The sequence below is a fragment of the Streptomyces roseochromogenus subsp. oscitans DS 12.976 genome (genome assembly GCF_000497445.1).
Lineage (GTDB): Bacteria > Actinomycetota > Actinomycetes > Streptomycetales > Streptomycetaceae > Streptomyces > Streptomyces oscitans.
In genome coordinates this window covers 4098996-4118367 of the sequence record NZ_CM002285.1, presented here as the reverse complement: position 1 = coordinate 4118367, position 19372 = coordinate 4098996, and the positions used below count along the sequence as shown (strand labels likewise).

General features: G+C 70.1%; 25 protein-coding genes. 15 read left to right on the top strand and 10 right to left on the bottom strand.

Annotated features, from left to right (window positions below):
- Positions 1-107 precede the first annotated feature (107 nt).
- On the top strand, positions 108-1226 hold the full coding sequence (locus M878_RS67555) for a DUF2786 domain-containing protein (protein ID WP_209445539.1): 1119 nt from the start codon (positions 108-110) through the stop codon (positions 1224-1226).
- Positions 1227-1759: 533 nt separating this feature from the next.
- Here M878_RS67555 and M878_RS67550 read toward each other — a convergent pair.
- From M878_RS67550 to rpmB, 4 genes are all read right to left on the bottom strand, one after another.
- Positions 1760-2275, bottom strand: coding sequence for a DUF4232 domain-containing protein (locus tag M878_RS67550; RefSeq protein ID WP_031225178.1), 516 nt, complete (start codon positions 2273-2275; stop codon positions 1760-1762).
- Between the two features lie 120 nt (positions 2276-2395).
- Entirely contained in the window at positions 2396-2899 is a 504-nt protein-coding gene (locus M878_RS67545; protein ID WP_209445538.1) for a hypothetical protein, read from the bottom strand.
- Between the two features lie 69 nt (positions 2900-2968).
- Positions 2969-3274, bottom strand: coding sequence for a 30S ribosomal protein S14 (gene rpsN, locus M878_RS67540; RefSeq protein ID WP_023547729.1), 306 nt, complete (start codon positions 3272-3274; stop codon positions 2969-2971).
- Positions 3274-3510, bottom strand: a complete 237-nt coding sequence (gene rpmB / locus M878_RS67535) for a 50S ribosomal protein L28 (RefSeq protein WP_023547728.1) — start codon at positions 3508-3510, stop codon at positions 3274-3276. The genes rpsN and rpmB overlap by 1 nt, the downstream gene beginning before the upstream one ends.
- A gap of 61 nt (positions 3511-3571) precedes the next feature.
- On the opposite strand from rpmB, the gene rpmG reads away from it, so the two are divergent.
- From rpmG to M878_RS67495, 8 genes are all read left to right on the top strand, one after another.
- Positions 3572-3736 (top strand): 50S ribosomal protein L33, encoded by a 165-nt coding sequence (gene rpmG, locus M878_RS67530; RefSeq protein WP_003999141.1) that lies wholly within the window; start codon positions 3572-3574, stop codon positions 3734-3736.
- Positions 3737-3745: 9 nt separating this feature from the next.
- A complete protein-coding gene (locus M878_RS67525; protein WP_023547727.1) occupies positions 3746-4009 on the top strand; it encodes a type B 50S ribosomal protein L31 in 264 nt (87 codons plus the stop codon).
- Positions 4006-5472, top strand: coding sequence for a GTP-binding protein (locus tag M878_RS67520; RefSeq protein WP_031225176.1), 1467 nt, complete (start codon positions 4006-4008; stop codon positions 5470-5472). The genes M878_RS67525 and M878_RS67520 overlap by 4 nt, the downstream gene beginning before the upstream one ends.
- Positions 5472-5705 (top strand): 30S ribosomal protein S18, encoded by a 234-nt coding sequence (rpsR, locus tag M878_RS67515; RefSeq protein WP_023547725.1) that lies wholly within the window; start codon positions 5472-5474, stop codon positions 5703-5705. Before M878_RS67520 ends, rpsR begins: the two co-directional genes overlap by 1 nt.
- Positions 5706-5773: 68 nt before the next feature.
- Positions 5774-6148, top strand: coding sequence for a VOC family protein (locus M878_RS67510; protein WP_023547724.1), 375 nt, complete (start codon positions 5774-5776; stop codon positions 6146-6148).
- Between the two features lie 7 nt (positions 6149-6155).
- Positions 6156-6503, top strand: a complete 348-nt coding sequence (locus M878_RS67505) for an ArsR/SmtB family transcription factor (RefSeq protein ID WP_023547723.1) — start codon at positions 6156-6158, stop codon at positions 6501-6503.
- Positions 6500-6964 (top strand): SRPBCC family protein, encoded by a 465-nt coding sequence (locus M878_RS67500; RefSeq protein WP_023547722.1) that lies wholly within the window; start codon positions 6500-6502, stop codon positions 6962-6964. The genes M878_RS67505 and M878_RS67500 overlap by 4 nt, the downstream gene beginning before the upstream one ends.
- Positions 6965-7168: 204 nt before the next feature.
- Positions 7169-7438, top strand: coding sequence for a DUF397 domain-containing protein (locus tag M878_RS67495; protein ID WP_023547721.1), 270 nt, complete (start codon positions 7169-7171; stop codon positions 7436-7438).
- A 109-nt stretch (positions 7439-7547) separates the two neighbouring features.
- Here M878_RS67495 and M878_RS67490 read toward each other — a convergent pair whose 3' ends face one another.
- Complete coding sequence (locus M878_RS67490; protein ID WP_245238121.1) at positions 7548-8042, bottom strand: ATP-binding protein; 495 nt, start codon at positions 8040-8042, stop codon at positions 7548-7550.
- Between the two features lie 345 nt (positions 8043-8387).
- On the opposite strand from M878_RS67490, the gene M878_RS67485 reads away from it, so the two are divergent.
- From M878_RS67485 to M878_RS67470, 4 genes are all read left to right on the top strand, one after another.
- Positions 8388-9212 (top strand): helix-turn-helix domain-containing protein, encoded by an 825-nt coding sequence (locus tag M878_RS67485; RefSeq protein ID WP_051430251.1) that lies wholly within the window; start codon positions 8388-8390, stop codon positions 9210-9212.
- A 91-nt stretch (positions 9213-9303) separates the two neighbouring features.
- Positions 9304-10764 (top strand): aldehyde dehydrogenase family protein, encoded by a 1461-nt coding sequence (locus M878_RS67480; protein WP_023547718.1) that lies wholly within the window; start codon positions 9304-9306, stop codon positions 10762-10764.
- 124 nt (positions 10765-10888) lie between these two features.
- Positions 10889-11437 (top strand): DinB family protein, encoded by a 549-nt coding sequence (locus tag M878_RS67475; RefSeq protein ID WP_023547717.1) that lies wholly within the window; start codon positions 10889-10891, stop codon positions 11435-11437.
- 54 nt (positions 11438-11491) lie between these two features.
- Positions 11492-12133, top strand: coding sequence for a PadR family transcriptional regulator (locus tag M878_RS67470; protein ID WP_023547716.1), 642 nt, complete (start codon positions 11492-11494; stop codon positions 12131-12133).
- A gap of 81 nt (positions 12134-12214) precedes the next feature.
- On the opposite strand, the gene gad is transcribed toward M878_RS67470, so the two are convergent.
- Both gad and M878_RS000000101440 read right to left on the bottom strand, forming a co-directional pair.
- Complete coding sequence (gene gad / locus M878_RS67465) at positions 12215-13621, bottom strand: glutamate decarboxylase (protein ID WP_023547715.1); 1407 nt, start codon at positions 13619-13621, stop codon at positions 12215-12217.
- Positions 13622-13995: 374 nt separating this feature from the next.
- Positions 13996-14295, bottom strand: coding sequence for a hypothetical protein (locus M878_RS000000101440; protein ID WP_023547714.1), 300 nt, complete (start codon positions 14293-14295; stop codon positions 13996-13998).
- A 146-nt stretch (positions 14296-14441) separates the two neighbouring features.
- Between M878_RS000000101440 and M878_RS67455 the strand changes: the two genes are divergently transcribed.
- Entirely contained in the window at positions 14442-15215 is a 774-nt protein-coding gene (locus M878_RS67455) for a MerR family transcriptional regulator (protein ID WP_023547713.1), read from the top strand.
- Between the two features lie 16 nt (positions 15216-15231).
- On the opposite strand, the gene M878_RS67450 is transcribed toward M878_RS67455, so the two are convergent.
- Entirely contained in the window at positions 15232-15597 is a 366-nt protein-coding gene (locus M878_RS67450) for a YbjQ family protein (RefSeq protein WP_023547712.1), read from the bottom strand.
- A 142-nt stretch (positions 15598-15739) separates the two neighbouring features.
- On the opposite strand from M878_RS67450, the gene M878_RS67445 reads away from it, so the two are divergent.
- Positions 15740-16696, top strand: a complete 957-nt coding sequence (locus M878_RS67445; RefSeq protein WP_031225173.1) for a DedA family protein — start codon at positions 15740-15742, stop codon at positions 16694-16696.
- Between the two features lie 96 nt (positions 16697-16792).
- Here M878_RS67445 and M878_RS67440 read toward each other — a convergent pair whose 3' ends face one another.
- Complete coding sequence (locus M878_RS67440) at positions 16793-18448, bottom strand: threonine/serine exporter family protein (protein WP_023547710.1); 1656 nt, start codon at positions 18446-18448, stop codon at positions 16793-16795.
- 116 nt (positions 18449-18564) lie between these two features.
- Entirely contained in the window at positions 18565-19056 is a 492-nt protein-coding gene (locus M878_RS67435) for an inorganic diphosphatase (protein WP_031225172.1), read from the bottom strand.
- Between the last annotated feature and the right edge of the window lie 316 nt (positions 19057-19372).

The following is a 19372-nucleotide window of genomic DNA, read 5'->3' as shown; positions in this document are numbered from 1 at the left end:
ACCGGCGTACCGCGCACCACCACACTCGGACGGCCCGTCGCCCCTTCATCCACAGCCTGTGGACAAGGTGCGGCCCGCTGTCGGTGGGGCGTGGCACGATCGACGATGTGACCAGCACTGCCAGCAATGCCAGCACTGTCGAGCGAGCCTTTCGGGCCGCTCTCTACGACGACACCGACACCGGGCTCGACACCGGTGCCTCGCTGCTCGCCGCCGACCCCGCCGCGGACGCCGAACTCGCGCGGCGAGGCGAGGAGTTCGTCGCGGCGGCCTGGCAGCGCGGCTGGCAGCCCGCCGATGTCGTACGACTGGTGCGGCGCGAGCTGCAGGACGTGCATGTGCGCCTGACCGCCGCGCTGATCCGCGCGCAGTCTGATCGGGACCGCCTGCGCGGGCGCCGCTGGGCCGCCCAGCTGGCGGATCTGCCCGAGGGCGCCGCCCGCGAGGCCGACCGCTTCGCGCAGGCCACTACCGCGCTGCAGCTGTACCGCCTGCTGCTGGGTCTGCCCAGGCTGGAGCCTCTTGAGGACGAGCCCCGCCGCGCCCCCGGCCCCGCCGCCTCCCGCATGCTCGCCCGGATCCGCGCGCTGCTCGCCAAGGCCGAGGCCACCGGATATCCGGAGGAGGCGGAGGCACTCAGCGCCAAGGCACAGGAGCTGATGGCGCGGCACAGTGTCGACGAGGCGCTGCTCGCCGCGGAGGCGCCCGCGCCGGACGCGCCCGGCGCCTGCCGGATCGGTGTGGAGCCGCCGTACGAACAGGCCAAGGCGGTCCTGCTCGACGCCGTGGCGGGCGCGAACCATTGCCGCGCGGTGTGGAACGAACCGATGGGTTTCTCCACGGTCGTCGGCTTCGAGGCGGACCTGGAGGCGGTCGAGCTGCTCTACACCTCGCTGCTGGTACAGGCCACGCATGCGATGACCAAGGCGGAGGCCACGCAGAGAGCGGGCGGCCGGAAGCGGACCAAGACCTTCCGGCAGTCGTTCCTGGCCGCCTACGCCCACCGCGTGGGCGACCGGCTCGCGGCCGTAGCCGAGACGCAGGTCACGCAAGATCTGCTGCCGGTCCTGGCCACCAGGGAGATATCCGTCACCGACCGCCTGGAGCGCATGTTCCCCGAGACCACCACGACCCGGCTGCGCGGGGTGAGCGACGCGGCCGGGTGGACAGAGGGCGCCCGCGCGGCGGACCGCGCCCAGGTAAGAGCCCGCCCCAGGCTGGAGTGAGGCCTCAGCCAGGGGCGACCGCCCAAGCCTGAGCGACCGCCCCAGCCCGCGGTGACCGCGTCAGCGGGGAGTGACCGTCCCAGCCTGCAGTGAGCGCGTCAGCCGGGAGTGACCGTCCCGGCCCGCTTGGACCGGAGCGGCGCCCAGCCTGCGGTGAGCGCATCGGCCGGGAGTGACCGTCCCAGCCCGCAGTGAGCGCATGAGCCGAGACCGAGTGTCAGAGGCTGGGGCGAGCACTCGAGGGAGGCCGGCATGAGCACCCGAGGCCGCCATGAGCGTCCCAGCTTGTAGCGAGCGCCTTGGACCGGAGCGGCGCCCAGCCTGCGGTGAGCGCATCGGCCGGGAGTGACCGTCCCGGCCCCGGAGTGGGCCTCAGCATGAAGTGACCGCCCCAGGCCCACTCAGGCTGGTGTGATGATGCGCCTCTGGCCCACCCAGGCTGCTGTGATGCGCCCCGGGCTCGCCCAGGCCGACGGCGACGCCCCCAGGCTCGCCCTCAGCCGGGATGACGCGCCGCAGGCAGCAGCGGCCGTTCAGTCGCCGACCTGCTGGAAGGCCGACACAGACGCGTTCGGACCGGTGCCGCCGGGCTGGGTGGCGACGGGGCCGTAGGACCAGGGGAAGCTGCGGGAGGCGGTGGCGCCGGGGAGGGTGATGTTCACGGACTTCACGGCCAGGCTGTTCTTGCCGCCCGCCTCGCCGCGCACATAGCTGATGGTGAAGGACGCCGAGTCGCCCTTGGCGAGCTTGAGCTGCTGGGCCTTCGCGCCGTTGAGCGCCGGCACGTCGGTCTTGGCCTTGCCGGTGTTCAGGGAGACGCCCGCGAAGTGGTCCAGGGTGCAGGGCTTGCTCTGGTTGGTGATGCTGACGGGAATCTCACCCGTGTCACCGGCCTTCGGCGCCACGCTCGCCGACCCGATCTGCACGGAGACCCCACCGATCTCGCAGCCCGAGCTGTTCTTGTCGCCGCTCTTGCTCCCGCCGCCACCGCAGGCGGTGAGCAGCAGGGCGGCGGCGAGGGCCGTGACGGTGAGCGGAATGGCGCGCATGAGCATGTCCCATCGAGGTCGTGACGGTGCCCCTGCATCATGGCGCCTGCACGGCGTACCTGCGTGCCCACCCCTGCGGAATCACCGCTTCAGGTGGTCTGACTCAAGTTGCTCACGCGGTCAGTGCTTCGGCTTCGTGGGCAGCGTCGACGGCAGCTTGCCGCCCTCCGCCTTGGTGTACGTCTCCTCGCCGATCTTGCCCGACCACTTCACCGTCATGCCCTTGCCGTCCACCGAGTCGACCATTCCGGTGCCCCGGTCCTTGTTGCCGTCGGGGCAGGTCAGATGGATCATCTGCATCCCCGAGTCCTTGCCCGCGACACCCTGGCACCACGCCTTGCGCCCGGTTACGAAGAGCCCGGCCTTCTTCCCGGTGATCACCAGCGCCACGATCTTGCCGCCGCTCGTGGCGATCCAGCTGCCCTGGAGCTTGGCCGAAGCCCCGGTCACGGCTCGCGAGCCCGAGGCAGAGGGGGCGGCGGACGTGGCCGTCGCACTCGGCGTCGGGGAGGGGGAGGCGGTCTTGTCGCCGCCGCCCCCGCTGCACGCGGTCAGTGCGGCGAGTGCCCCCACCAGTCCCGCGGCCACGGTCGCGGTCCGCACCCTTGCAGTCGCAGAAGTCACCGGAAAGCTCCCAAGCTCGTAGCGGCCGGCCGCCCTCCGCCGGACGGCCCGCAGCAAGCTACCAGCTGGTCACCACGAGGACTTGCGGACGCCGGGCAGGAATCCGTTGTGAGCCTGGTCTCGCAGGTTTACCCGGGACAGACCGAAGGCGCGCAGATAACCGCGCGGGCGGCCGTCCACCTGGTCGCGGTTGCGCACGCGCGTGGCGCTCGCGTCCCGTGGCTGCCTGCGCAACTCGCGCTGGGCGGTGAGCCGTTCCTCCGCCGAGGACGAGGGTCGCCGGATGATCTCCTTCAGCTCGGCGCGCCGGGCGGCGTACCGGGCGACGATCTCCCTGCGCTGATCGTTCTTCGCGATCTTGCTCTTCTTCGCCATCAGACCCGCACCCCCCGGGCGCGGATCCGGGCCACGGCCGCCTCGACGCCGATCGCGTCCACGGTCTTGATCCCCTTCGCGCTCAGCCGCAGCCGGACGTACCGGCTCTCGCTGGGCAGCCAGTAGCGCCTGCTCTGGATGTTCGGGTCGAAACGGCGGGAGGTGCGCCGGTGGGAGTGCGAGATGCGGTTCCCGAAGCCCGGCCGGGCCCCGGTGAGCATGCAGTGTGCGGACATGGTGACGTAAATCTCCTCAAACGTAGTGCGGAATGGAATTCATTTTCAGTAAGCTACCAGCATGGCACGCAACGAACTCCGTCCGGTCATCAAGCTCCGGTCCACAGCCGGGACCGGCTACACCTACGTGACCCGCAAGAACCGCCGCAACGACCCGGACCGCATGACGCTGCGCAAGTACGACCCGGTCGTCGGCCGGCACGTCGACTTCCGAGAGGAGCGCTGAACCACCGCCATGCGCAAGGGAATCCACCCGGAGTACGGCCCCGTCGTGTTCCGTGACCGTGCCGCGAACCACGCCTTCCTCACCCGCTCGACGCTTGCGGCCGTGCCGACCGACAAGACGATCGAGTGGGAGGACGGCAACACCTACCCGGTGGTCGACGTCGAGATCTCGAACGTCAGCCACCCCTTCTACACCGGCACCGCGCGCGTGCTGGACACCGCCGGGCGCGTGGAGCGCTTCGAGCGCCGGTACGGCAAGCGGGGCGGGGCATGAGCCTCGCCGTGGCCGTCGTGGGCGGGCTGCACGCCGAGGCCCGCAAGGCGGCGGTCGACCGGTTGCTCGCCGACGTTCCCGGCAGCGTCGTACTCCACCACGACCTGGCGACGGCCACCGCCGGCACAGTCGTCCGTACGGTCCGCGACCGCGGCGGCATCCTGTCCGCGGGCGAGACGCCCCTGGTCAACGACTGTGCTTGCTGCGCACTGCGCGAGGACCTGGTGCCCGAGCTGCGCAGGCTGGCCGACGACGGCACGACCCGGCTCGCGATCGTCGAGCTGTGGGACTCGGTCGAGCCCAAGGCGATGGCCGAGGTGGTCGCGTCCGGCGGGCTGACCGTCACCTCTGTGATCACCGCCGTGGACCCGGCGCTGGTGCTGCCGTACCTCGGCAACGGCGACGACCTCGCCGAGGCCGGTCTCGCGGCGGCGCCCACCGACCAGCGCACGATCGCCGACACCTTCGCCCGACAGCTGGAGTACGCCCCCGTCCTCGCCGTCGCCGACTCCCCGGAGGCGGACGGCGAGGACCGCGAGCTGCTGGCGCAGCTCCACCCGACGGCCCGCCAGGTTCCGATCGGCCACGGTGGCCTGGCGGGCGCCACGCCCGCGAGCACCACGCCCACGGGCACCACGCCCGCGGACGCCACGCCCACGGACGCGAGGTCCATGGGCGCCACACCCACGGAGGCGACATCAGCAGCGGCCGGACCTGCACCGGACCGGCCGGCTCCCGCACCGGACCGGCCGGCTCCCGCACCGGACCGGCCGGCTCCCACACCAGACCCCGCACCCCCGCCAGATTCCGCACCTGCACCGGAACCGGAACCCGCACCTGCACGTGCGCCCAAACCCCCCGCGCCGGAATCCTCCGCACCGGAATCGCCCGCGCTGAAACCCCTCGGGCCCGCCCCCGTGGCGCTCGGCCCGCTGGCCCAGGCCGCCCTCGCCGGTTTCGACGTGGAGGCCGCCGCGGCGGCCCAGCACCCGGCCTGTGCCCGGCTGCCCGCCGAGGCCGACAACCACGGCGTGTCAACCCTGGTCTGGCACCGCCGCCGGCCCTTCCATCCGGAGCGGCTGTACGCGGCGCTGGAGGACCTGACCTGCGCCGCGGCCCGTAGCCGGGGCCGGTTCTGGCTCGCCGACAGGCCGGACACGCTGCTGCACTGGGACGCGGCCGGCGGGGCGCTGTGCGTGGAGAGCGCCGGGCCGTGGCTGGCCGCGCTGCCCGACGCGGCCTGGGACATGGTCCCGCCGGTGCGCCGGGCCGCCGCCGCGCTGGACTGGCACCCCGAACACGGCGACTGCTGCAACCACCTCGTGTTCACCTCGCCCGGCCTCGACCGTGACGGACTGGCGCACCTCCTGGAGTCCTGCCTGCTCACCGACACCGAGTACGCCGCCGGGCGCGATGCCTGGAAGCGGCTGCCGCCCGCCTTCGACGCCCTGCTGGAGACCTGATGTCCCGCAAGAACGACCGCAAGCCCGCCCACAACCGCCCCAGCCCCCTGGACCAGGCCGGGATCACCTACATCGACTACAAGGACACCGACCTGCTGCGAAAGTTCATCTCCGACCGCGGCAAGATCCGCAGCCGCCGGGTCACCCGGGTCACCGCCCGGCAGCAGCGGCTGCTGGCACGGGCCGTCAAGAACGCGCGCGAGTTGGCACTGCTGCCGTACTCCAGCCGCTGATCACGACCCATAGGTAGGTGTTTCCCTACGCTTGACTGGTAGGAAGGCGCCTACCTATTGTCGTATCCATGAACATCACTCATGCCTCCTTCGTCACCCTCCCCGTCACCGACCAGGACCGTGCCCTGCGCTTCTACCGGGACGTCCTCGGCTTCGAGGTCACCGCCGATCTGCAGATGCCGCCGGGCCGGTGGCTCCAGGTGGCGCCGAAGGGCGCGCAGACCGTCTTCACTCTCTCGGGGCCGGGCATGGGGGATTTCGAGCCCGGCGCGGCACGGGGGATCATGTTGGTGACGACCGATGTCGACGCCGACTGTGCGCGGCTCGCCGCGGCCGGGACTCCCGTACAGGGACCTGACGACCTCCCCTGGGGGCGCATGGCCTCCTTCACGGACCCCGACGGCAACGGTCTGATGCTGCTGACGGAGAAGGAAGGCTTCTGACCGCTCCATGAACGGGACGGGTACCGCCGCCGAGGACCGTGTCTTCGCCGCGCTCGCCAACGCCACCCGCCGCGAGGTCCTGCGGCTGCTGCGCGAGCGCGGACCGCAGCCCGTCCAGGCCCTGGCCGACCACTTCGACATGCGCCGCCCGAGCCTCTCGGAACACCTCAAGGTGCTCCGGGAGGCCGGCCTCGTCTCCGAACAGCGCTCCGGACGGCAGCGCATCTACCGCCTGCGGGCGGCCCCGCTCGCCGAGGTGCAGGACTGGCTCCACCCGTACGAGCGGTTCTGGCGCGACCAGCTGAAGGGCCTCGGCGACCTCCTCGACCGCCTGCCCGACGATGACGAGCGATGAGCACCGAACCCGATGACGACCTGACGACCATCCGCGTCGACCAGTTCTTCCCGCACCCGCCCGCCAAGGTCTGGCGCGCCCTGACCGACCCCGAGCTGCTCGTGCGATGGCAGATGCCCGGCGCCGAGGACTTCCGGCTGGCGGTCGGCCACCGGTACCGGATGACCTCCGTCCCGCGTCCCAACTCCCGCTTCTCCGGAGTCGTGGAGGTACGGGTCCTGGCCTACGACATCGAGCGGATGCTGTCCGTCCGCTGGGCCGACGCCGATCCGGCCAACCCGGCGGACTGGACCATCACCTGGACCCTGGAACATGAAGGGCGCGGTACGCGTCTCTTCCTAGTGCACGAGGGGTTCGATCCGGACGACCCGGCTCAGCTGATGGCGCGCAAGATCATGGACGGGGGGTGGCGGGGGCATGTCCTGCCCGCACTGGGGCAAACGCTGGAACAGCTTCGGTAACGGGCCTTCGGCTTGCATGGAGAGCCGTCGGCACAGGTCGCAGGGGCCACTTCGGTAAAGCGGACGTCAAACCTGTAACCGAGAGAGTACCCCCCGTGCACGTGCATTTGCTCACGCATCTGCAGATGAACGGGGTTATGATCCGGGTCAGTTGACCACAGCATCTATGGCCACACCAGCCAGTGCACCACCGGGGAGCGACCTGTGGACCGCGACGTTGACGGCGTGTACGGGGGGTACGACGTGTACAACGGCATGGCTGCCGCGCAGCTGGTCGGAGTGGCCTGGCAGAAGAGCAGGCACAGCAACTCGCAGGGTTCCTGCGTGGAGTTCGCGCGGCTGCCGGGCGGCGAAGTCGCCGTACGCAACTCGCGTTTCCCGGACGGCCCGGCGCTCGTCTACACGCGCGCGGAGATCGAGGCCATGCTGCTCGGTATCAAGGACGGCGAGTTCGACCACCTGATAGTGAGCTGACGCCGGGGTGGGGGCGGGCCGCCCGCGCCCGGTGGCAACGATGTCGGACGCGGGGGAAGAGGCGCTGCGACGCGCGTAGAAACCGGTCGTCCGTGAGTGCTTCGCCGTGTCAGTCGACCGGTCGGAGCCGGAACAGTGCCCAGACGACCTTGCCGTCGAGGGTGCCCGCGAGCGGATGCCAGCCCCAGCTGTCGGCGAAGGAGTCGACCAGGAACAGCCCGCGCCCGGACTCGGCGGAGAAGTCGTCCGAGTCCCGCGGCACCGGTGTCTCGTGGCTCGGGTCGCGCACCGCGCACACCAGCCGCTCGGTCCAGCGCATCAGGTGCAGCCGTACGGACGCGGCGGCCTCGGGACATCCCGGGTCGGCCGGCACCGCGTGGCGCAGAGCGTTGGTGACGAGTTCGGAGACGACCAGGCATATGTCGTCGAAGCGCTCGCCGGCGTCCCACTTGTCGAGGGTGTCGCGGGTGAAGTGCCGGGCCTCGCGCACCGCTTCGTAGCGAGCGGGCAGGGCGCAGGAGGCGGCATCGGACACAGCCGCGGGATCCAGCGGCGGAAGGCCCTGCCGTAACGGCTTGAGCATGGTCGATCCATTCGTCCCCATGCGAGGCACTCCCGGGAAGACGCGGTCGTTGCGATGCAGCGGTGGCGCGGCACCATGGTTTCGGATGTGCCAAGCAGATGCAAGGGCAGATGCACGTGCACGCGACCGAATTGGCCCTGCCCGTACCGCTTCTTGGCCATTTTTTCCGCCATCCTCTCGGCGATTGCCGCCAGAGGTACTGACCTCTTCCCGACCACACGCAGGCAGAAACGGCTCGCCTCTTTCCGTTTCCGTAACCGGACGAGTACTGCTCGAAGTGTTTTAGTGGCAGACTGCGGGCCCTGAAGACGGTTGGGGAGGCTGGCGAACGTGAGCGCGGGAGAGCCCGGATCGGTGGTGCGGCGGATGCTGCTCGGCTCGCAACTCAGGCGACTGCGTGAAGCGCGGGGCATCACGCGCGAGGCGGCGGGGTACTCGATCCGCGCCTCCGAGTCGAAGATCAGCCGGATGGAGCTGGGCCGGGTGAGCTTCAAGACCAGGGATGTCGAGGACCTGCTGACGCTGTACGGCATCACGGACGGGGTGGAGCGCGAGTCGCTGCTCTCCCTGGCCCGGGAGGCCAACGTGGCCGGCTGGTGGCACAGTTACACCGACGTCCTGCCCAGCTGGTTCCCCACCTATGTGGGCCTGGAGGGCGCCGCGTCCCTCATCCGGGTCTACGAGGTGCAGTTCGTCCACGGCCTGCTCCAGACCGAGGAGTACGCCCGCGCGGTGGTGCGGCGCGGCATGAACGGCGCGAGCCCGGCCGATGTCGAGCGCCGGGTCGCACTGCGCCTGGAACGGCAGAAGCACCTGTTCGCGGACAGCGCCCCCGAGTTCCACTTCGTCCTCGACGAGGCCGCCCTGCGCCGCCCCTACGGCGACCGCGAGGTGATGCGCGGCCAGCTCCAGCACCTCATCGACGTCTCCCAGCGGCCCAACGTACGGCTGCAGATCATGCCGTTCGGCTTCGGCGGGCACTCCGGTGAGAGCGGCGCCTTCACCATCCTCAGCTTCCCGGACGCCGACCTGTCCGACGTCGTCTACCTGGAGCAGCTGACCAGCGCCCTCTACCTGGACAAGCGCGAGGACGTCGCCCAGTACGAGCAGGCGCTGAAGGAACTCCAGCAGGACAGCCCCGGCCCCGACGAGAGCCGGGATCTGCTCCGAGGCCTGCTGCAACTGTCCTGAGGACCTCCTCCAACTCGCCTGAAACACAAGTACGATGACGTGCGATCAGACCGTGACCAGGATCTGGCTCCGCTAGTGATTGAGGGATCACATGTCGTCCTACTTCAGCGACCTGGCCCAGCAGTACATCGACGGAGAATGGCGACCGGGCACCGGTTCCTGGGACGTCATCGACTTCAACCCGTACGACGACGAGAAGCTGGCCTCGATCACGGTGGCCACGGTCGACGAGGTGGACCAGGCCTACCGGGCCGCCGCCCGCGCCCAGAAGCAGTGGGCCGCGACCAACCCCTACGCCCGCCGCGCGGTCCTGGAGCGGGCGCTGCGGCTCATAGAGGACCGCGAGCAGGAGATAGCCGACCTGATCATCGCGGAACTGGGCGGCACGCGCGTGAAGGCCGGTTTCGAGCTGCACCTCGCCAAGGAGTTCCTGCGCGAGTCGATCCACCTGGCACTGCGCCCAGAGGGCAGGATCCTGCCCTCCCCGGCCGACGGCAAGGAGAACCGCGTCTACCGGGTGCCGGTCGGCGTCGTGGGCGTGATCAGCCCCTTCAACTTCCCCTTCCTGCTGTCGCTGAAGTCGGTCGCCCCGGCGCTCGCGCTCGGCAACGGCGTGGTCCTCAAGCCGCACCAGAACACCCCGATCGCCGGCGGCACCCTGATCGCCAGGATCTTCGAGGAGGCCGGGCTGCCCGGAGGCCTGCTCAACGTCGTCGTCACCGACATCGCCGAGATCGGCGACGCGTTCATCGAGCATCCCGTCCCGAAGGTCATCTCCTTCACCGGCTCCGACAAGGTCGGCCGGCACGTCGCCACCGTGTGTGCCGCGAACTTCAAGCGCTCGGTGCTCGAACTGGGCGGCAACAGCGCGCTGGTGGTCCTGGACGACGCCGACATCGACTACGCGGTGGACGCGGCGGTCTTCAGCCGGTTCGTCCACCAGGGCCAGGTCTGCATGGCCGCCAACCGGGTCCTCGTGGACGCCTCCGTCGCCGAGGAGTTCACCGAGAAGTTCGTCGCCAAGGTCCGCACCCTGAAGGTCGGCGACCCGCGCGACCCGCAGACCGTCATCGGCCCGGTGATCAACTCCCAGCAGGCGGGCGCCGTTTCCGGCACCGTCGAGCAGGCGCTCGCCGAGGGCGCCACCGCCCTCGTGCGGGGCGCCACCAACGGCAACCTGGTCGAGCCCAGCGTGCTGACCGACGTCCCCGCCGACTCCGCGCTGCTCCAGCAGGAGGTTTTCGGCCCGGTCGTCTTCCTCGTCCCGTTCGACGGCGAGGAGGAGGCGCTCCGCATCGTCAACGACACCCCGTACGGCCTCAGCGGCGCCGTCCACACCGGCGACATCGAGCGGGGTGTCGCCTTCGCCAAGCAGATCGACACCGGCATGTTCCACGTGAACGACGGCACGGTCCACGACGAGCCGATCGTGCCGTTCGGCGGTGAGAAGCACTCCGGCCTCGGCCGCCTGAACGGCGAGACGACGCTGGAGGCCTTCACGACCATCAAGTGGATCTCGGTGCAGCACGGGCGCAGCGGCTTCCCGTTCTAGCGGCTTCCCGTTCTGACGAATTCTCGCCAAGGCGGGCCCTTGCGGACAGCACCTGACCGCAAGGGCCCGTAACGTCATCGGTGTCAGGGCGAGAGCCCCGGTGAACCGATGAAAGGCGGCCGTCATGGTCATGCACGTGCCTGCGGAGGCGAAGGGCGACGAGCGAGGAGCGCTGCTGGCGTTCATCGAGGAGCAGCGAGGCGGCATCCGCCGGGCCCTGCTCGGACTGACCGAGGAGCAGGCCCGCACCCGCCCCAGCGCCAGCGAGTTGTCGCTCAGCGGCCTGCTCAAGCATGTCGCCGAGATGGAGCAGATCTGGATCGCCCGCGCCAAGCAGGAGCCCCCGGCCGTCACGCGCGACGAGTCGAACTGGCCCGAGAGCTTCCAGCTGGTCGGCGAGGAGACGGTCGCCTCGCAGCTGGCGTACTGGGAGCAGGTCGCCGCCGACACGGAGAAGTTCATCCGCTCCGCGCCCAGCCTGGACGACACCTTCCCGCTGCCGCCGGACCCCTGGTTCCCGCCGCAGGGCCGGGTCTCGCTGCGCTGGCTGTGTCTGCACCTGATCCGCGAGACGGCCCGGCACGCCGGCCACGCGGACATCATCCGCGAGTCCCTGGACGGCAAGACCGCCTTCGAGCTGGTGGCCCAGGAACAGGGTGCCTCCTGGGGGTGATCGCAGGGCGGGCGGCGGTATGGCGGTGAGCCCCGCGGCAATAACCTTGACCTCATGTCAGCGATCCGTCTTCTCGTGCTGGGCGCGGTCCGCCAGCACGGGCGGGCCCACGGCTACCAGGTGCGCAACGACCTGGAGTACTGGGGCGCGCACGAGTGGTCCAACGCCAAGCCGGGCTCGATCTACCACGCCTTGAAACAGATGGCCAAGCAAGGGCTGCTGCACGCGCACGAGATCGCGCCGTCCACGGCGGGCGGGCCGCCGCGCACCGAGTACGAGCTGACCGAAAAGGGCACCGAGGAGTACTTCACCCTGCTACGCGATGCGCTGGTCACCTACGACCAGCGCGGCGACATGAAGACGGCGGCCATCGGTTTCATGGTCGACCTGCCGAGGGCCGAGGCGGTGGCGCTGTTGAAGGAGCGCACGCGCCGGATCGAGGCGTGGCGCTCCTCGGTCACCGGGCACTACGTGCCCGAGGAGGGGCCGGAGCAGCTCGGTCACATCGGCGAGATCATGAACATGTGGGTCCACACGGCCGACTCCGAGGCCGAGTGGACCCACGGCCTCGTCGACCGCATCGAGAACGGCGCCTACACCTTCGCCACCGAGGGCGAACCGTTCGTCGCCGTCCTCGCCAAGGACGAGGAGAACCCGTACGCGACGGGGGAGCGGCATCCGGGGGACGACCGTTAGATCACGGGCGAGGCGGCTGGAGAGACAGCCGGCCCGGTGACCTCGCAGGCCGGCCTCGGCCGCCGTCGATGGAACCAGGCCTTAGTGGTGGAAGCTGGTGGCCGCGTCCTTGTCCCGGGTCAGTGGGTGTGGCTGCCGGCGCAGCTCGGGCAGGAGGCGGGCCAGGTCGGCCAGGAACAGGTCGGCCAGGTCGTGGGAGAAGCCGTTGCGGCACACCACCCGCAGCACGGACAGGTCCTGCCGGTTCGCCGGGAAGGTGTACGCGGGCACCAGCCAACCGCCCTCGCGCAGCCGCCGCGAGACGTCGAAGACGTCGTACGAGGTCACGTCCGGGGCGGTGGTGAAGGCGAAGACCGGCAGCTCGTCGCCTCGGGTCAGCAGCCGGAAGTCGCCGAGCGCCGCGATCCGCTCGGCGAGCCCGGTCGCCACGTCCCGAGTCGACTGCTGCACCGCGCGGTAGCCGTCCCGCCCCAGCCGCAGGAACGTGTAGTACTGCGCGACCACCTGGGCGCCGGGGCGGGAGAAGTTGAGCGCGAAGGTCGGCATGTCACCGCCCAGGTAGTTGACCCGGAAGACCAGCTCCTCGGGCAGCGCCTCCTTGTCCCGCCACAGCGCCCAGCCGACGCCCGGGTAGACCAGGCCGTACTTGTGGCCCGAGGTGTTGATCGACGCCACGCGCGGCAGCCGGAAGTCCCACATCAGGTCCGGGTCCAGGAAGGGCGCCACCATGGCGCCGGACGCGCCGTCCACATGCACCGGGATGTCGAGCCCCGTGCGCTCCTGGAGGGCGTCCAGGGCCACGCACAGGTCGGCGATCGGCTCGTAGGAGCCGTCGAACGTCGAACCGAGGACGCCGACGACCCCGATGGTGTTCTCGTCGCACAGCTCGGCCGCCGCCTGCGGGTCCAGATGGAAACGGTCGCCCTCCATGGGCACCTGCCGGGCCTCCACCTCCCAGAAGTTGCAGAACTTCTCCCAGCAGACCTGGACGTTGACGCCCATGACCAGGTTCGGCCGGGCGCCCGGATAGCGGTCGGCGTTGCGCCTGGCCCAGCGCCGCTTGAGCGCCATCCCGGCGAGCATGCACGCCTCGCTCGACCCGGTCGTCGAACAGCCCACCGTCGCCGACGGATCCGGCGCGTTCCACAGGTCGGCGAGCATCGCCACACAGCGCCGCTCCAGCTCGGCCGTGCGCGGGTACTCGTCCTTGTCGATCATGTTCTTGTCCCGGCACTCCGCCATCAGCACCCCGGCCTGCGGTTCCATCCAGGTGGTGACGAACGTGGCCAGATTCAGCCGGGAGTTGCCGTCCAGCATCAGCTCGTCGTGCACCAGCTGGTACGCCGTGGACGGGGGCAGCGGCGCGTCCGGGAGGTGATGCGTCGGCGGGGCCTCGGTCATGCCGCCGACCGGATTGGCCTCCCCGAAGAACGGGTTGACCGAAATCGTCCGCTCCTCGTGCCTCTCGGGACCTTTGTGCAGGGCCATGAACGTGCCTCCAGGGAAGGTTGTCAGCGGACCGTTGTCAGCGGACCGGGGTGCTGTCCTCGCGCAACCGCATCTCGGCGCGCCCTCATCACCAGCGTGAACGGGCTCACCAGTCAGATTAGCGTTCCGTAGTGACAGCGTGGCAGGCTGTCACGTGCGCGCCCCGGGCAAGATCGGCACCCGCTCTGCAGCACGACCCCGGAGGGCCGGAATCTCGGCATCGGGTGCCGCAGCGCAGGAAGGCCGCGTGGACGTACGGGACGGCGTGCACGGCGCCCATATGGGCGGCAGCTCCAGGTCGTAGCCGGATGGGCCACCAGGGCGGTCGTCATGGCCTCGCACGCGCCGGCGACCGACGGCGCCAACACGTTGTCCTACAGCTGCCCGCGCATCGGCCGCCCCGCCGGCGCCTCGGAGATGACCGGCGTCGCCGTCACCGGCGTACCGAACAGCGCGCCGGTCGTCGCCGCCTCGGCCGGCACCGGCCACAGGGCACCCGGCACCAGGCCCGGCAGCACGGCCGGCGCCATCACGGGGGCGTTCAGGCCGAGGGGGGCAGGGTCCGGCCCGGCGTGCCCGGGCGCCCTCCATGCCACCAGGCCGACCGCGAGCCCCGTGGCGATCAGCATCGCGACCGCGGCGGGCAGGATGAACCCGGGCCACGGGCTCACCATAAGCAGACAAAATCCGCAGACCATCCTGAACATCATGGATGGAAACCCTGAACGGCATAAAGGGAAACCGGCTTGCACCTCACGTGGCGTGAGGCCTCAGCGTGGAGGCCGTACCGACGACAAGAGCGGACACAAGGAGCGGAACAGTGAGCTACTCCGTGGGACAGGTCGCGGGGTTCGCCGGGATCACGGTGCGCACCCTGCACCACTACGACGAGATCGGCCTGCTCGCACCCAGCGAGCGCACCTACGCCGGCCACCGGCGCTACAACGACGCCGACCTCGACCGGCTCCAGCAGATCCTGTTCTACCGGGAGCTCGGCTTCCCGCTCGAGGAGGTCGCGGTCCTGCTCGACGACCTGGCCACCGGCAGAGGCGACCCGCGCGTACACCTGCGCCGCCAGCACGAACTGCTGACCGCCCGGATCGAGAAGCTGCAGAAGATGGCCGCGGCCGTGGAAAACGCCATGGAGGCACGCAAGATGGGCATCAACCTCACGCCGGAGGAGCGTTTCGAGGTCTTCGGGGACAAGGACCCCGAGCAGTACGCCGAGGAGGCCGAGCAGCGCTGGGGCGGTACCGAGGCGTACGCCGAGTCACAGCGCCGCGCCGCCACCTACACCAAGGAGGACTGGAAGCGCATCCAGGCCGAGGTCGACGGCTGGGGCGAGCGGTACGCCGCCCTGGCCGCCGCCGGCGAGCAGCCGTCCGGCGAGGCGGCCATGGACATGGCGGAGGAGCACCGGCAGCACATCAGCAGGTGGTACTTCGAGGTCTCGTACGAGATGCACCGGTGCTTCGCGCAGATGTACGTCTCCGACGAGCGCTTCAAGGCGTTCTACGACTCGATGCGCCCGGGACTTGCCGAGCACCTGCACGACGCGATCCTCGCCAACGCCGACCGGCACACCGCGTCCTGACGTCCTGGCCCGGGGCTCACCCCCGGGCCAGGACCACCGCCGTGCCGTACGCGCACACCTCGGTGCCCACGTCGGCGGCCTCGGTCACGTCGAACCGGAACGCCAGCACTCCGTTGGCGCCACGCGCGCGTGCCTGCTCCACCAGGCGCTCCATGGCCTGGTTGCGGGTCTGTACGAGCGTCTTGGTGAGCCCCTTCAGCTCGCCGCCGATCATCGACTTCAGCCCGGCGCCGATCTGGCTGCCCAGATGCCGGGAGCGCACGGTGAGTCCGAAGACCTCGCCGATCACCTGCTCCACCCGGTATCCGGGCACGTCGTTCGTGGTCACGACCAGCACGTCCGGCTGCGGCTCCTGGCCGCCGCCGTAGTCATCGAGTCCCATGAATCACAGCTTTCTCTCAGTCGTCCCACAGTGCATCCTGGAGACACCGGTGGAACCTGGGGCGGTCACATCACGTTGATAGCTTTGTGCGGCCTTCACATGGACGCCGTAGCCGCCTTCACCCTCTCAGGAGCCCGGACCCGTGATGACACTCGCCCTCGGCCCGAGCTGGCTCGATCCCAACAATCTGCTCGACAATTTCGGCATCTGGGGTCTGCTGCTCGTCGTCTTCGCCGAGTCCGGCCTGCTCATCGGGTTCTTTCTGCCCGGTGACTCGCTGCTGTTCACCTGCGGCCTGCTGATCACCTCGCACCAGCTGAACTTCCCCCTGTGGGGCGCGATAGCCCTGATCTGCCTCGCCGCGGTCCTCGGCGACCAGGTGGGCTACATGTTCGGCAAGAAGGTCGGCCCGTCCCTGTTCAACCGCCCGGACTCCCGGCTGTTCAAGCAGGAGAACGTCACCAAGGCGCACGAGTTCTTCGAGAAGTACGGCCCGAAGTCCCTGGTCCTGGCCCGCTTCGTGCCGGTCGTGCGCACGTTCACGCCGATCATCGCGGGCGTCAGCGGTATGAAGTACCGCTCGTTCCTGATCTTCAACGTCATCGGCGGCGTCCTGTGGGGCGCGGGCGTCACCCTGCTCGGCTCCTGGCTGGGCAACATCGGCTTCGTCAAGAACAACATCGAGGCGATCCTGATCCTGATCGTCCTCGTCTCCGTGGTCCCGATCGCCATCGAGTTCCTCCGCGCCCGCAGCAAGGAGAAGAAGGCCCCCCGGCAGACCCCGGAGGCCTCACGTCCGGCACCGCCGGTCATGGACGACGCCACGACGAGGCTGCGCCGCATCGAGCCCGAACAGCCGGAGCAGCAGTACAGCCACCAGGCCCACCAGGCCCACCAGGCCCACCAGGCCCACCAGGCCCACCAGGCCCACCAGGCCCACCAGGCCCACCAGGCCCACCAGTACGAGCAGCCGTACCAGCAGCCCCAGCAGCAGGACTGGAACCAGCAGTACTACGACCACCAGCAGTACCCGCAGCAGCAGTACCCGCAACAGCAGTACGACCAGAGCCAGTACCCCTACGACTACCGCCCGCAGTAGCAGGGGCGTGGGGGAACTGCGCGACAAGCCACGAACGCACCCGCAGTCACCAACGGCGCATGGGCCCCGAGCTGGACGGCGCTTACCGGACGGCGTTCAAAAGCCCCTGGTCCGCTTGGCGGCCCGCCGCTTCCCGGCTGAACCGACCCGAAGGAACAGCCGGAAGATCTCCGACCCCAGATTGACCCCGATCGCGATGGCCATCGCCAGCGACGCGGCGTTGGCCAGCGACACCAGCCCCTTGTCCACCTCGTTCTGCGCCATGCTCAGCAGTCCGAAGTACGTGGCGGAGCCGGGCAGCAGCGGCCCGATCGCCGCCGTCGTATAGGGCAGCGCCGACGCGAACCGGTACCGCGACAGCAGCTGCCCGAACAGACCCACCAGCCCCGCCGCCACGGCTGTGGACGCCACCGGCGAGATGCCGGCGACGTAGTGCAGCGCGCCGTACACCGACCACGCGACGCCCCCGTTGAGGGCCACCCACAGCACGGTCGACCGCTCCTGCTGGAGCAGCACCGCGAAGGTCAGCGACAGCAGCATGGAGGCCGCGATCTGGATCAGCGGCCTTTCGTTGATGATGAGCGCCGCGTCCGGGTTCAGCTTGCCCCCGACCTTCACGCCGAAGTACAGGACGACCAGCACGCCGGCGACGATGCCCACGAAGAGGTACAGGACTTCCAGCAGACGGGCCGCGGCGGTGATGTAGAAGCCGGTCAGACCGTCCTGCACGCCCGCCACCAGCGCCCGCCCGGGCAGCAGCGCGAACAGCCCACCGGTGACGACGGCGGACGCCTTCACATCGACGTGCGCCAGCGCGAACGCCACCCCGATCGCCGCGGGCGGCATCGCGGCGACCGTGAACTGGTAGAACTCCGGCAGCCCGCGCCCCGCGCACAGCCAGGCCAGCCGGTCGCCGAGCATCGCGCCGACGGCCGCCGCGACGAACACGATCAGATCACCGCCGACCAGCACGGAGGCCGCACCGGCCAGCAGACCGCCGGCCAGGGTCAGCGCCCAGCCGGGGTAGGGATGCCGGTTACGGCGTATCTCCGCCAGCCGCCGGTAGGCCTCCTCCAGGGAGACATGGGTCTCCGGGTCGGTCAGGTCGTCCACCAGCCGGAACACGGCCGCGAGCCGCGTGTAGTCGGTGCCCCGCCGCCGTACCGTCCGCGACGCCGTCACCGGGTCGTCCACCAGCGACGGCTGGTGCGAGATCGACAGCAGTGTGAAGGTGACGTTCGGCTCGCAGCGGTCCAGGCCGTAGGAGCGGCACACCGCGAACATCGCGGCTTCCACGTCCTCCGCGCCCTCACCGCCGGCCAGCAGCAGCTCCCCGATACGCAGGGTCAGGTCGAGGACGCGCGGGACGGCCGGGCCCTCCTCCTCGTGGCGCTGCACGTGCTCCGGCGCGGGCCGCTCGGCCACCGGCATGCGCAGCATCGTGCGCATCCGGTCCTGCCAGGGCGCGTCCTTGACCAGACTGACCAGCGGCACCCCGGTGGGCGGGGTGAACGCGATCAGGGCGTCCTTGGCGCTGCAGGCACTGGGCAGGCTGAACGCCGACCCCTCCGGCTCGGCACTCGGCGGCTCCGGCGTGTGCAGCCCCTTCGGGACCGTGAACTCGGATGTGGTCTCCGGCTCACCGACCGTCCTCGGCACGTCGAGCCCCGCGGGAATGGCGAACTCGGACGTGATCTCCGGGTCGTACCGCGCCTCGTCCGACCGGGGCTTGCGGTCCTCCGCCTCCGTCACCTCGCACCGCTCCCTGAACGTCACCTTCCGTATGGCTCAGTATGCGCATGGACAGGCAGCGGACATACAAATGGGCCGCACGCGCACGCGTGCGGCCCATTCAGGCAGGACAGTCCTCAGTGGCCGCCCTGCTCCTTGAAGCGCTTGTACGACCGCTCGATCTCCGCCTCGGCGTCCGTACGGCCCACCCAGTTGGCACCCTCGACCGACTTGCCGGGCTCCAGGTCCTTGTACACCTCGAAGAAGTGCTGGATCTCCAGGCGGTCGAACTCCGACACGTGGTGGATGTCGCGCAGGTGCTCCACCCGCGGGTCGGTGGCCGGAACGCACAGCAGCTTGTCGTCGCCGCCCGCCTCGTCCGTCATCCGGAACATGCCGATCGCACGGCACTTGATGAGGCAGCCCGGGAAGGTCGGCTCGTCCAGGATGACCAGCGCGTCCAGCGGGTCGCCGTCCTCGCCGAGGGTGTTCTCGACGAAGCCGTAGTCGGTCGGGTAGGCGGTCGAGGTGAAGAGACGACGGTCCAGGCGGATCCGACCGGACTCGTGATCCACCTCGTACTTGTTGCGCGAACCCTTCGGGATCTCGATCGTGACGTCGAACTCCACCGGTGGCTCCTCCATGATCAGCACATAGTTCTGGTGGTTAAGTGTCCCTCACGCAGGTGTGTGATCGCGAAAGGGGCTGGTGGTCGTGCCAGAGCTGAGGCCTTGGCGGGCCGCGGGACCGCAGCTGGAGCGGATCGCGAACGCCGTACGACCGCGTCTGGCGCGGGCCGCGACGGCCGCGAAGCCCCGGCTTGCGCGGTGGGCACGGGCCCTTGGGCCCCGGCCCCCGCACCTGCCGCGTGCGCGGTCCGTCAGGACCTGGCAGTACACCGCGGGCGCCGCCACGGCAGGCCTCGCACGTCGCCGCCGGCGTGGT